This is a genomic window from Umezawaea sp. (assembly GCF_057122925.1).
In genome coordinates this window covers 32,263-45,097 of the sequence record NZ_DBNGPQ010000053.1, presented here as the reverse complement: position 1 = coordinate 45,097, position 12,835 = coordinate 32,263, and the positions used below count along the sequence as shown (strand labels likewise).

Annotated in this window: 12 protein-coding genes; 4 read left to right on the top strand and 8 right to left on the bottom strand. The window is 71.4% G+C overall.

Translation table 11 applies throughout. The features are described from left to right. Positions 1 to 74 precede the first annotated feature (74 nt). The 5 genes from AC156L_RS11895 to AC156L_RS11875 are packed head-to-tail and all read right to left on the bottom strand — an operon-like array spanning position 75 to position 4,631. Positions 75 to 1,073, bottom strand: a complete 999-nt coding sequence (locus AC156L_RS11895; protein WP_330880307.1) for an NUDIX hydrolase — start codon at positions 1,071 to 1,073, stop codon at positions 75 to 77. After that, a complete protein-coding gene (locus AC156L_RS11890) occupies positions 1,070 to 2,203 on the bottom strand; it encodes a glycosyltransferase family 4 protein (protein WP_330880308.1) in 1,134 nt (377 codons plus the stop codon). Before AC156L_RS11890 ends, AC156L_RS11895 begins: the two co-directional genes overlap by 4 nt. Next, positions 2,200 to 3,126: a phosphatidylinositol mannoside acyltransferase gene (locus AC156L_RS11885; RefSeq protein ID WP_330880310.1), complete on the bottom strand. Its 927-nt coding sequence runs from the start codon at positions 3,124 to 3,126 to the stop codon at positions 2,200 to 2,202. Before AC156L_RS11885 ends, AC156L_RS11890 begins: the two co-directional genes overlap by 4 nt. Then, positions 3,123 to 3,731 carry a phosphatidylinositol phosphate synthase gene (gene pgsA, locus AC156L_RS11880; RefSeq protein WP_330880312.1) on the bottom strand — a complete coding sequence of 203 codons (609 nt, stop codon included), beginning with the start codon at positions 3,729 to 3,731 and terminating at the stop codon, positions 3,123 to 3,125. Before pgsA ends, AC156L_RS11885 begins: the two co-directional genes overlap by 4 nt. Positions 3,732 to 3,791: 60 nt before the next feature. Beyond that, positions 3,792 to 4,631 carry a helix-turn-helix domain-containing protein gene (locus tag AC156L_RS11875; RefSeq protein ID WP_330880314.1) on the bottom strand — a complete coding sequence of 280 codons (840 nt, stop codon included), beginning with the start codon at positions 4,629 to 4,631 and terminating at the stop codon, positions 3,792 to 3,794. 174 nt (positions 4,632 to 4,805) lie between these two features. Between AC156L_RS11875 and AC156L_RS11870 the strand changes: the two genes are divergently transcribed. Further along, entirely contained in the window at positions 4,806 to 5,360 is a 555-nt protein-coding gene (locus AC156L_RS11870; protein ID WP_330880316.1) for a YceI family protein, read from the top strand. A gap of 579 nt (positions 5,361 to 5,939) precedes the next feature. Here the strand turns inward: AC156L_RS11870 and AC156L_RS11865 are convergent. Genes AC156L_RS11865 through AC156L_RS11855 form a run of 3 tightly spaced genes read right to left on the bottom strand, consistent with a single transcriptional unit; the run spans position 5,940 to position 9,146 of the window. Continuing rightward, positions 5,940 to 6,476: an HIT family protein gene (locus tag AC156L_RS11865; RefSeq protein WP_330880318.1), complete on the bottom strand. Its 537-nt coding sequence runs from the start codon at positions 6,474 to 6,476 to the stop codon at positions 5,940 to 5,942. 26 nt (positions 6,477 to 6,502) lie between these two features. Then, entirely contained in the window at positions 6,503 to 8,560 is a 2,058-nt protein-coding gene (gene thrS / locus AC156L_RS11860; protein ID WP_330880320.1) for a threonine--tRNA ligase, read from the bottom strand. 37 nt (positions 8,561 to 8,597) lie between these two features. Continuing rightward, positions 8,598 to 9,146: a GNAT family N-acetyltransferase gene (locus AC156L_RS11855; RefSeq protein WP_330880322.1), complete on the bottom strand. Its 549-nt coding sequence runs from the start codon at positions 9,144 to 9,146 to the stop codon at positions 8,598 to 8,600. A 150-nt stretch (positions 9,147 to 9,296) separates the two neighbouring features. Here AC156L_RS11855 and AC156L_RS11850 point away from each other — a divergent pair, with 150 nt between their 5' ends. The 3 genes from AC156L_RS11850 to AC156L_RS11840 all read left to right on the top strand — a co-directional run bounded on the left by AC156L_RS11850 (position 9,297) and on the right by AC156L_RS11840 (position 12,820). Continuing rightward, on the top strand, positions 9,297 to 9,890 hold the full coding sequence (locus AC156L_RS11850) for a hypothetical protein (protein WP_330880324.1): 594 nt from the start codon (positions 9,297 to 9,299) through the stop codon (positions 9,888 to 9,890). A 98-nt stretch (positions 9,891 to 9,988) separates the two neighbouring features. Next, complete coding sequence (locus AC156L_RS11845; protein WP_330880325.1) at positions 9,989 to 12,466, top strand: hypothetical protein; 2,478 nt, start codon at positions 9,989 to 9,991, stop codon at positions 12,464 to 12,466. A 9-nt stretch (positions 12,467 to 12,475) separates the two neighbouring features. Continuing rightward, the gene (locus tag AC156L_RS11840) at positions 12,476 to 12,820 is read left to right on the top strand and encodes a hypothetical protein (RefSeq protein ID WP_330880327.1); all 345 of its coding nucleotides are present in this window, start codon (positions 12,476 to 12,478) and stop codon (positions 12,818 to 12,820) included. Positions 12,821 to 12,835: the final 15 nt, after the last annotated feature.

Here is a 12,835-nt window from a genome sequence, read left to right as displayed (position 1 = left end):
AGATCAGCGGGACCAACGCCGGGGCCGACCACGAGCAGCCCGAACAACCCGGTGGACCTCACCGGTCGGCACGGCTAGCGCACGGTCCGCAGCGACCCGTCCCACACCCCGCCGAGCACGTCCGGCAGCAGGTCGGCCAGCTGCACCGGGTACACGGCGTCCTCGGTCGCGCGCAGCTCGTCCGAGGACCACCAGCGGTGCCGCCGGATGGTCAGCCGCTCGACGTCGTCCCAGCCCGAGGTGTCGACCTCGAAGCCCTCCGGCACCGCGTCCGCGAGGAAGAACCACTCCTCGGCCGCGTAGCTCAGGCCGTCGAAGCTGAACACGGTGTGCCGCTTCCACACCGGCCCGACCAGGTCGGCCTCGGCGAGCTTCAGGCCGGTCTCCTCGGCGACCTCGCGCACGGCCGCCGCGCGCAGGTCCTCACCGGGATCGACGCCGCCGCCGACGGTGAACCAGAACGACTCCTGCGGCCTCGCCGGGTCGTTGCCCTCGAACAGCAGCACCCGTCCCGAGCCGTCCACGAGCAGCACGCGCGCCGACGTGCGGGGCGTGAGGACGGTCGACTCGGCGGCTTCGAGTGGTTCGGCGATCTCGAAGTACTCCGGCCGCGGCGCGGTGCCCGCGAGCTTGAGCCACCGGACGGCCCGCCTCCCGCGCAGCGACAGCGTGTCGCGCACGGCGTCGTTGTGCACCCGCCGCGCCAGCACGACCCGCTGCTCGGCGTCGGCCAGCTCCGCCGCCAGCACGGGGGGCAGGGCGGCGCGGTCCAGGTCGGCGAGCAGTCCGCTCAGCTCGTTCTCCGCGGCCTCCCGCTCGGCGCGCGGCGCGCGTTCCGCCCGGTCGGCCACGTTGCGCAGCATCGTCGCCTCGTCCGCGTCGAGCACGGCCGTGACGACGGTCCTGGTCACGACGGCGCGGCGGGCCAGTGCCGCGTCCAGGCCCGCCCAGGCGGCGTCCGTGCGCACGTGCAGCCGGTCGAGCCGGTTCGCCGTGCCGAGCACCCAGGGTCCGATGAGGACGACCAGCGCGAGGACGACCAGCAGCGTCGTCACGAACCACGAACTGGTCACTCCTCGGCCTCCCCGACGCGGCGCGGGTCGGCGGCCATGGCGCTCTCGTACACGCGCAGCACCTGGTTCGCGACGACGGACCAGTCGAAGGTCATCACCCGCTGCCGGGCGACCTCGACGAAGTCGGCGCGACGCCCCGCGTCGGCGAGCAGGTCCCGCAGCCCGTCGGCCAGCGCCGCGGAGTCCTCGACCGGCGTCAGCACCCCGGCCTTGCCGTCGTCCAGCACCCGCCGGAACGCGTCCAGGTCGCTGGCGGCGACCGCCGCGCCCGCGGACATCGCCTCGGTCAGGATGATGCCGAAGCTCTCGCCGCCGGTGTTCGGCGCGCAGTACACGTCGACGCTGCGCAGCGCGCGCGCCTTGGTCTCGTCGTCGACCTGCCCGAGCAGCACGATCCGCCGGGCCAGCTCGGGTCCGGCGTCCTTGAGCAGCTCCTCGTCGTCACCCCGCCCGACCACCAGGAGCTGGAGGTCCGGCAGTTCGGCGGCGAGCACGCGGAACGCCTCCAGCAGCACCTGCATCCCCTTGCGGGGCTCGGTGAAGCGGCCGACGAACCCGATCGTGCCGCCCTCGCGCGGGTAGCCCTCCAGCGGCTCCGCGTCGGCGAAGAACCCGACGTCCACGCCGTTGGGGATCTCGACCGCGTCACCCCCGAGGTGCTCGACCTGCACCCGCCTGGCCAGCGCGGACACCGCGATCCGGGCGGTGATCTTCTCCACGAACGGCTGGAGCACGACCTGGAACGCGGCCAGGATCTTCGAGCGCGGCGTGGAGGTGTGGAACGTGGCCACGATCGGGCCGTCCGCCACCATCAGCGCGAGGAACGACAGGCTCGGCGCGGTCGGCTCGTGCAGGTGCAGCACGTCGAAGTCGTTGTCGGTGATCCACCGCCGGACCCGCGAGTACGACACGGGGCCGAAGGAGAGCCGGGCCACGGAACCGTTGTAGGGGATGCCGACGGCGCGGCCCGCGGACGTGACGAAGTCCGGCAGCGCCGTGTCCTCGTCGGCGGGCGCCAGCACGTTCACCTCGTGGCCGAGGCCGATCAGCGCGCGGGCCAGGTCGACGACGTGCGCCTGCACCCCTCCGGGGACGTCGAGGGAGTACGGGCAGACGATGCCGACCTTCACGGCGACCCCCGCCTGCGGGCGAGGGCGCGCTGCCTGCTCTCCGGCAGGTCGGACAGCCAGAGCTTCTGGAGCATGTGCCAGTCGGCGGGGTGCGCGGCGATGTCGGCGGCGAAGACGTCGGCGAGCGCCTGCGTGGCCACCGGGACCTGCGCGGTGCCCGCGACCCGGATCGGCGGGTGGATGCGGAACACCCAGCCGTCCTCGGTGAACCACAGGCCCACCGGCAGCAGCGCCGCTCCGGTCGTCGCGGCCAGGTGCGCCGGACCGGCGGGCATCATCGTCTGCTCGCCGAAGAACGTCACCGGGACTCCGGTGGCGGTGAGGTCGCGGTCGGCCAGCAGGCAGACGACCTTGTTCTCGCGCAACCGTTCCGCCAGCACCTTGGCGGGCGCGCGGTCGCCGCCGGTCAGCGGCAGCACCTCGAAGCCGAGGGTTTCGCGGAAGTCGATGAACCGCCGGTACAGCGATTCGGGCTTGAGGCGCTCGGCGACCGTGGCGAACGTGCCGGAGTGGCCGACCAGCCAGACGCCAGCCATGTCCCAGTTGCCGCTGTGCGGGAGCGCGATGACCGCGCCCGACCCCTGCTCCAGCGCGGCGTCCAGGTACTCCTGGCCGCTGACGAGCGAGTCGCACGTGGCGTAGACGGCCTTGAGGTCCATCGACGGCAGCCGGAACGCCTCGCGCCAGTAGCGGGCGTAGGACCGCAGCGACTGGCGGACCAGCTCGTCGAGCTCCTTCTCCCCCGCCTGCGGCACGACGCGGGACAGGTTCGCGCGCAGCTGCCGGACCCCGGGCCCGCCGCGCGCGGCGGCCCGGTCCGCCGCGAAGTCGAACGCGCGGCGCACCCACTGCTCGGGCAGCACCCGGACGAGCTTCCAGCCCGCCGAGTACCCGAGCACGGCCAGTCTCTCCCCGATGCTCATCCGACGACCTCCGTGGCGGCGCGGTGCGCCGCGAGCAGGCGCTGCACGACCGTCGCGGCGGTCAGCACCGCGCACAGCCACAGCGCCACGTCCAGGATGTACGGCACCCCGAGCCCGGACAGGCCCGAGCCGACCAGCACGACGATCAGCCGCTCCGCCCGTTCGGCGAGGCCGCCGTCCGCGTTGAGCCCGGACGCCTCGGCGCGCGCCTTCACGTACGACACGACCTGGGCGGCGACCAGCGAGACCAGCGCCGCGACGGCCAGCCACCGGTTGCCGACGCCGAACGCGTACCAGGCCAGCGCCGCGAACAGGGCGCCGTCGGCGATGCGGTCGCAGCTCGCGTCCAGCACGGCGCCGAAGGGCGTGCCGCTGCCCTGCGCCCTGGCCATGGCCCCGTCGAGCAGGTCGAACAGCACGAACGCGGTGACCGCGAGCGCGCCGACGAAGAGCTGGCCGCGTGGGAAGAACCAGAGCGTGGCGGCGACCGTGCCGATGGTGCCCAGCACGGTGACGGAGTTCGGTGTGAGCCCGCGTCGGACCAGCCACGCCCCGATGGGATCGGTGACGCGCGAGACCGAAGCTCGGGCGAAGATGTTCAGCATGAGGCTGGGACTGCACCTACCGGCGGGGACGATGTGTCCACGGCAGAGTAACCGCCCAGCTCAGCCGAGCTGCCGGTGGTCCCTGGAGATTCGGGCGAGCAGCGCTTCGAGCTGATCGCCACGGGCCGCCAGGCGCTCCAGCCTGGTGAACAGCGCCACGTACTCGCGCACGTCGTGCGGGTCGGTGATGGTGGCGTTCCCGGTCAGCACGCTGATCGTCACCACCCGCTCGTCGTAGACCTGGAACCCGTGCAGCGCAACGAGGTTCGCGTCCGCGGACCACGGCACAACACCCAGCTGGACGTTGGGTCGGCGCATGGTCTGGGAGAGGTGGTCGATCTGGTCGCACATCAGGTCGGCGGACCCCATGCGCCACCGCAGCGCGCTCTCGCTCAGCAGGAAGATGAACTTCTTGTTCGGGTCGTCCAGCCGGGCGCGTCGGGCTCTCAGCGTCGTCACGGCGGAGTCCTGCTCGCGGCCCGGCGTGGCCGCCAGCACCACGCGGAGGTAGTTCTCGCTCTGGAGCAGGGACGGAACGCCCGCGAGCTGGAAGAAGCGGCTGGTGGTGGCGCGGGCCTCGATGCGGGCCACCGTCTGCTGGTGGCGGTGCGCCCCCCGGTGCAGGACCACCCGTCTGGTCTCGGCTTCGGCGTGGAGCTGGCGGGCCAGTTCGACGAGCTCTAATCGGGTCTCCCTCGTGGCGGACAACTCCGCCACCAGGCGTTCGACGTCGATCACCGACGGCAGCAACATGCCGTTCTCGATCTTCGAGAGCTTCGACTGGCTCATACCGGTCGCCTGCGCCGTGGCCGTACCGGTCATCCGGGCCTCGGTCCGCAGCCTGCGTAACTCGCGCGACAGTCGATCTCGCGCGAGCCTAGAGCGCTCGGGTGCGGTCATGGATCGCACCGTATCGAGCGGCGTGGAGCTTGACGATCAGCCAACCGGGTCTCCGATAGATCACCCGATTTCGGAGAGTGATCCATGACACAGCGGGGAATCACTTTAAACGTCAAGCGTTGTAGTTCAATGTTCAACCAGAGCCACTACGACCCCCTCACGGAGGACAACGCAATGACCACCGCCATCCAGATCCCCGGCTACGTCGCCGGCACCTGGACCATCGACGCCACCCACTCGGCCGTCTCGTTCAGCGTCCGGCACCTGATGGTCAGCAAGGTCCGCGGCAGCTTCCGCACGTTCGAGGGCACCCTGGTCACCGCGGAGAACCCCGCCGACTCCTCCGTGACCGCGACGATCGACCTGACGTCGATCGACACCAACAACGCGGACCGCGACAACCACATCCGCTCCGCGGACTTCTTCGAGGTCGAGAAGTACCCGACCATGACCTACCGCTCCACCGGCCTGCGCGCCGACGGCGACGACTTCATCCTCGACGGTGAACTCGACCTGCACGGCGTCGTGAAGAGCGTCCCGCTCAAGCTGGAGCTGAACGGCTTCGGCCCGGACCCGTACGGCGGCACCCGCGTCGGCTTCTCCGCCACCGCGGAGATCTCCCGCAACGACTTCGGCATCGACATCCACATGCCGCTCGACGGCGGCGGCGTGGTCATCGGCGACAAGATCGCCATCTCCCTGGAGATCGAGGCCGTTCTCCAGGCCTGATTCCCAGACATCGACAAAGGACCCCGCTGGTGGCGGGGTCCTTTTCGTTTTCTTGATCCGCCGGACGGGTGAAGACGGTCACTCGATCGGAAGACCCGGCTCAGCCAATAGATACGGAACCGGACAGAGCAGACTGGAGACGGAGACGGAGACGGAGACGGGAGCGAAACCGGACTCGGGCTGGGGCTGGGGCTCGGACTGGGACTTGAACAGATCGGGACCTGCCTGACCTGGCTGATCAGGATGTGTGCCGATTGACCGACAAACCGGAGGTCGGTGCCCTAGACCGTGGCCGATTTCACTCGGGGGATTTGCCCCTTACCCTGGTGGATCGGGCAGGCCACCGCCCCTGCCCGCAAGCCCGATCAAGGGGCAAATCCAGGGGCCCTCGAGTCAAATCGGCCACCCCGCTGGGACCAGCAGCCACCCGATCCGACGAGACCGACAGCCACCCGATCCGGATAGGACCAGCAGCTACCCCAATCCGACGAGGACCAGCAGCCACCCCGATCCGACGAGGACCAGCAGCCACCCCGATCCGACGGAACCGGCAGCCACCCGACCAGCCACCAAAGCCCCCTACTCCACCATCCCCCAAGAATCCGCCAGCATCTGCCGAGTCTCACCCAGCAACTGCGGCAGCACCTTCGTCTGCCCGATCACCGGCATGAAGTTCGCATCCCCACCCCACCGCGGCACCACGTGCTGATGCAGGTGAGCAGCGATCCCGGCCCCGGCCACCACCCCCTGGTTCATCCCGATGTTGAACCCGTGGGGCGCGGCGGCGTGCCGAACCACCCTCATCGCCTTCTGCGTGAACTCGGCGAACTCCACCGTCTCAGCCGCCGTCAGGTCCGTGTAGTCCGGCACGTGCCGATAGGGCAGCACCATCAGGTGCCCCGGGTTGTACGGGTACAGGTTCAGGATCGAGAACACCGCGACCCCGCGCGCCACGATCAACCCGTCGGCATCGTCCAGCTCCACCACCTGGCAGAACGGGCACCCGGCTGGCGACGACCCGACCGGTTTCCCCTCCCCCTTGATGTAGGACATCCGGTGCGGGGTCCACAACCGCTGCAACGCGTCGTGGACCCCGACACCGGCCTGCTCCTCCAAGCCGGAGCCCGCGGATCCCTCGGAACTCACTGCGCCGCCGAGACGGACTCGGCGGTCGGCGACGAGTTCTCCCGCCGCCCGATCCAGTCCACGATCGTCCGCACGGCGCTGTCCACCGGCACCCCGTTGATCTGCGTGCCGTCGCGGAACCGGAACGACACGGCACCGGACTCCACGTCGTTCCCGCCCGCGACCAGCATGAACGGCACCTTCTGCATGGTGTGCGTGCGGATCTTCTTCTGCATCCGGTCGTCCGACACGTCCACGTCGACGCGCACGCCACGGGCGCGCAGGGCGTCGCGCACCGCCAGCAGGTGGTCGACGTGCTCGTCGGCGATCGGGATGCCGACGACCTGCACGGGCGCCAGCCACGCCGGGAACGCGCCCGCGTAGTGCTCGGTCAGCACGCCGAAGAACCGCTCGACCGAGCCGAACAACGCGCGGTGGATCATGACCGGGCGCTGGCGCGTGCCGTCGCTGGCGGAGTACTCCAGCTCGAACCGCTCGGGCAGGTTGAAGTCGACCTGGATCGTCGACATCTGCCACGTGCGGCCCAGGGCGTCCTTGGCCTGCACGGAGATCTTCGGGCCGTAGAACGCGGCGCCGCCGGGGTCGGGCACGAGTTCGAGGCCGGAGTCCTCGGCCGCGACGCGCAGCGCCTCGGTCGCGGTCTCCCACACCTCGTCGGAGCCGACGTACTTCTCGTCGTTGCGGGTCGACAGCTCCAGGTAGAAGTCGTCGAGGCCGTAGTCCTTCAGCAGCCCCAGCACGAACGACAGCAGCGACTTCAGCTCGTCCTGCACCTGGTCGGGCGTGCAGAAGATGTGCGCGTCGTCCTGCGTCATGCCGCGAACGCGGGTCAGGCCGTGGATCACCCCGGACTTCTCGTACCGGTACACCGAGCCGAACTCGAACATCCGCAGCGGCAGCTCGCGGTAGGACCGCCCGCGCGACTTGAAGATCAGGTCGTGGAACGGGCAGTTCATCGGCTTGAGGTAGTAGTCCTGGCCCGGCTTGCGGACCGTGCCGTCCTCGTTGTGCTCGGCGTCGAGGTGCATCGCCGGGTACATGCCGTCCTTGTACCAGTCGAGGTGACCGGAGGTCTCGAACAGCGTGCCCTTGGTGATGTGCGGCGAGTAGACGAACTCGTAGCCCTCCTCGGTGTGCCGCTTCCGGGAGTAGTTCTCCATCTCCTGCCGGATGATCCCGCCCTTGGGGTGGAACACGGCCAGGCCGGACCCGATCTCGTCGGGGAAGCTGAACAGGTCCAGCTCGACACCGAGCTTGCGGTGGTCGCGGCGCTCGGCCTCGGCCAGCAGCTCCAGGTGCTTGTCGAGCGCCTCCTGCGACTCCCACGCCGTGCCGTAGATGCGCTGGAGCTGCGGGTTCTTGTCGTTGCCCCGCCAGTACGCGGCGGCGACGCGGCTCAGCTTGAACGCCGGGATGTGCTTGGTCGTCGGCACGTGCGGACCGCGGCACAGGTCGCCCCAGATCCGGTCGCCGGAGCGCGGGTCCAGGTTGTCGTAGATCGTCAGCTCGCCGCCGCCGACCTCCATGACCTCGGCGGTGTCCACGTCGGACTTGATGTCCACCAGTTCGAGCTTGAACGGCTCGGCGGCCAGCTCGGCCTTCGCGGCGTCGACCGACTCGACCACGCGGCGGGAGAACCGCTGCGAGCCCTTGACGATCTGCTTCATCCGCTTCTCCAGCGCGGCCAGGTCGTCGAGCGTGAACGGCCGTTCCACCTGGAAGTCGTAGTAGAAGCCGTCCTTGACCGGCGGGCCGATGCCCAGCTTGGCCTCGGAGAACTGCTGCTGCACTGCCTGGGCCAGCACGTGCGCCGTCGAGTGCCGGATGACCGCGCGGCCGTCCTCGGTGTTGGCCGCGACGGCTTCGACCTCGACGTCCACCCGCGGCACCCACGACAGGTCGCGGAGGTGCCCCTCGGGGTCGCGGACGACCACGATCGCGTCCGGCCCCTTCCCCGGCAGGTCGGCCTCGCGCACCGCCGCCCCCGCGGTGGTCCCCGACGGCACCACCACGCGCGGTGGGGTGACGACGGCTGCGGGACGCGACTCGGACACGGTGACTCCTAGGTGGGTGGGTGCAGGTGCGAACCCGTCAGATGTTATCGGTGCGCAGCGCGCCCATGAGCAGAGCGTCGTGCCACCGGCCGTCCCAGCGCAGCGCGTCGCGCTTGCGCCCCTCCTCCACGAAGCCGCACTTGAGGTAGGACGCGATGGCGCGCGGGTTGAAGTCGTACACCTCCAGCTCGACGCGGTGCAGGCCGATCACGTCGAACGCGTAGCGCAGGACGAGTCGGATCGCCTCGGTCCCGTAGCCCTCGCCCTGCTCGGCGACGAGCGCGATGCGGAAGCCCATGGACTCGTTGTCGACGTCGAGGTCGTTCAGCACGACGTCGCCGAGCAGCTTCCCGTCCTCGGCGCGCAGGACCGCCAGGTCGACGCGGTCGGTCTGCTCCCGGCGGGTCGCGGCGTACCGCTCGACGTCCTCGTAGGTGTGCACGCGGTGGGTGCCCGTCAGCCGGGTCACCTCGGGGTCCTTCCCGCCCTCGTACAGGTCGCGGGCGTGGGTGACGTCCAGCGGGACCAGGCGGACCCGCTCGCCCACGAGGGTCGGTTTGTCGATGACGGCGTGAACGTTGACCATGACGTCGATGCAACCCGGTCCGGGCCGTCTTGTCGCCTCATTTCCGCCTTTCAGGCGAGCGACAGGTTCTCCTCAGCGTCCGCACAGGTCAGGGGCGCACGCTGGCGGTGGGACCGGTGCCGGGCCGGCCCGCGAGACCAGGAGCGCGCCGTGCCCGACCCGAAGGACCTCCCTGGTTCGACCCCCGAACCGACACCTCGGCCACCACGGGCCGAGCAGCCGACGACGCCGCTGCCCTCGACCGACCCGCCGCCACGGCCCGCGCCCGAACCGGCGGCCGCCGCGGCGCAGCAGCCACCTCCCCAGCCCGCGCCGACACCCCGGCCCACCGCTGAGCCGCCCACCTCCGGCGCATCCCGGCCCACCGCCGAACCGCCCACCCCCGAAGCACGGCACCCCGCCGCAGCTCCCCCACCTCCCGGCGCACCGGGCCCGACCGCCCAGCAGCCCGCCGACCAGGTCTCGACCGCTGCCGAGGCACCTCCAGGAGCCCCGGCCCCGCTCCCCGCGCCCGCCCCGCGCCGCCGGTTCCGGCAGGTCGTCGCCCACCGCGCCACCCAACTGGTCGCCGTCGGCGTGCTCGGCCTGATCATCGGCGGCGGTCTCGTGGCCCTGCTGGACCGCGACGGCCACGGCGGCGGCCACGGCCGTCCCGGCATCTCGCGCACGGACGACCGGGGCGCGCCCGGCCCGCGCGGCGGCCACGGCCCGCGCTGGGACGACCACGGCCGCTTCGAGCGCTGACACCCGGCGGCCGCACGTCCGCGGCACCGTGCGACCGGTACCCGGTCGGGTTCCTCGAACACGACGTCGTGATCCACCGCGCCCACTAGTTTCGGGGGATGGATTTCTCCGTCTCGCGGCACGAGGGCGATCCGCTCGACGCCGTCGCCGCGTTCACCGGGACGCACGCTCTCGTCGTGGTCGCCGACCCGGCGTCGTGGGAGAGGATCAGCCTGGGCCTGGAACCGGGGCGGGCGACCACGACCGTGGTGTCCCGCCCGGCCAGGATGTTCACCGCCGTCGCGATCGACCTGCGCGACTTCAGGCAGTCGGCCCGCAAGGCGGCGCTCGCCCTCGTCACCGACGTGCCCGGCGACGTGCTGGCCGTGCACGAGAACAGCCGCTGGGGCAAGGCGGCCTCCACGAACTTCCGCAAGCAGCTCCTCGGGCTGGGCAAGCCGGTGGTGCTCTTCGTCGAGGGCTGGACGGAACTGCCCGGCCTCGACCGGACGGCCGTCCTCGTCGGGACCATCGGCGACACCACCGTGACCGGCTCGCCCGTGCGGGGCGCGGGGAGCGCCCGCGTCGACGACGTCCTCGCGCGGTTCGACTCCTCGCCCGGTCCCGTCCCAGGGCCATGGCGCGACGGCCCCGTCCCAGGGACATGGCCCGACGGCCCCGTCACGACCCCCTGGTCGGTGAACGTCCCGCAGGGCACCTCTGGCGGCACCTACCAGGGCGGTTCCCCGTACGACGGTCCTCACCAGGGATTCCCGCAGCCTCCCGCGTACGAGCAGCGCACCGACCGGCCACGCCTGCGCCCGGCCCGTCCGGAGGCGCGGGCGGTCAACTCGCTGGTCGTCGAACCGGGGCGGGACGACCCCGTCCCCGGCTCCGGGCCGCTCCGACCGGGCGCCGACTACGAGGTGCTGGTGAACATCGGCCCGCACCGCACCGCGAGCCTCCTCACCGAGGCGGACGCCCGCTGGCCCGCCGAGAACCTGCCGGACGGGGCCCTGGCGCTGCGCGCCGTGCTGAGCATGGACGGGACGCTCACCCCGCAGGTCGTCCGCTTCACCCTGCCGGACGACGGGTCCAGCTTCGTCTGCCACTGCGACGCCGGGCACGGCCCGTACTGCGCCCGCCAGCCCTGGGTGCGGTTCCCGATCACCGCGCCGGGAACGCCGACCGTGTGGACAGGTGAGCTGGTCGTCTACTACGGCGTGGTCGCCGTCCACTCCCAGCAGCTCGTGCTGCCCGTCGGCACGACCACCGACAGCGGCCCGCACGCCCGCCTGCTGCACCGCCTGACCAGCACCTTCGCCGACCTCGGCCCGCTCGCGGAACGGGCGGCGAGCATCCTGGTCACCGACGACGGCGCACGGGCGCTGGTCAACGGCGTGCGGTTCGCGGACAACCCGACGTGGATCAGCCCGAACGCCGCCGACAACGCCATCCGCGCGGCGCGGCAGCTCCTGCACGACATCCACCTGGCGGCGGGTCCGGTCAGCAGGATGGACGCCGACCACGGCAAGAGCCTCGCCGACTACACCACCGACCTGGCGAACCTGGCCAGGCACGGCGCGGTGCTCTACGACCGCCTGTTCCACGACAACGTCGTGTTCGACACCCTGCCCGACCTCATCAGGCACGAGGCCGCGTCCCGCGCCCGGCCCGCGGTCCTCAACATCGCCGATCCGGCGATCAGCAACCCCGACCGCGCCCACCCGGTCCCGTGGTCCCTGGTCTACGACCTGCCGATGCCGCAGGACCCGAACGGCGCCTACGCCGTGTGCCCGTCGGTCGCCCGCTTCGGCCCCGGCGCGCCCGCCACCCCGGTGCCGCCGCACTGCCCGGAACCCCACCACAGCGGCAACACGTTGTGCCCCTTCGGTTTCTGGGGCCTGTCGTGCGTGGTCGAACAGCCCGCGAGCACCGGTTCGGTCACCTGGCACGTGCACTCCGGCCGAGCACCGGCGTCGGTCGCGGTGGCCGTCGACCCCGGCCTCGACCCCCGCCTCACCGACGGCCACCTGACCGAGCTGCGAGCGGTGCTGCCACCCGGTTCGGTGGCGTCCAACCTGGTGACGTCGCCGGTCCAACTCGCCAGGGCGCTCGCACCGGAGACGATGGACATCGCCTACCTGTACTGCCACGGCGGCTACTACCGGCTCGCCGCGAACGCCCTGCCGTCCCCGGTGCTCCGCTTCGGCGGCAGCATGGTCGACCCGGTGGAGGTCTCCAACTGGAGGCGCGACCAGGCCGTCTGGCCCCGCCCGCACTGGCCGTCCCGCAAGCCGCTGGTGGTGATGAACGGCTGCCACACCTCGGAGATGACGACCGCGACGCTCTCGAACTTCGTGGACGCCTTCGCCAACCGCGCGGGCGCAGCCGGTGTGGTCGGCACCGAGGTCACCGTCGAGCAGGGCATGGCGGGCTGGGCGATGACCCGGTTCCTCAGCCTCCTGGTGGACGGTGCCGGCGCGGGCCAGGCGCTGCGAGAGGTCCGCTGGCACATGGTCAACCGGGGCAACGTGATGGGTTTGGCCTATACCCTTTACGCGGTCGCGGGGCTGCGCCTGCGACCGCCGTCCTGAGGGGGATAAATGGTGTTCGTGACCGCTGTCGGCGCGCTGCTCTTCGGTCTGGTCGTCGGGTTCATCACCTACCGGACCCTGGTGCGCACGACGGAGAAGGCCGCCATCACCGACCTGGTCGCCGTCGTGGGCGTGCTCGGCGGTGGTGTCGTGACCAACCTGTACGACCCGGCGGGTGAGCAGTTCGCCTGGTACGCCATCGGCCTCGCGCTCGGCATGGCCGCCTTCTTCCTCGCCTACTGGAAGATGAACGGCAAGAAGGCGATCGCCAAGGTCATGGGCGACGACACGATCGTCCTGGGCGCCCCCGCGCCGACGCCCGCCCCGCCCGACCCCACGGGTCCCCAGGCGTAGAGCCCGTCCAGTTCC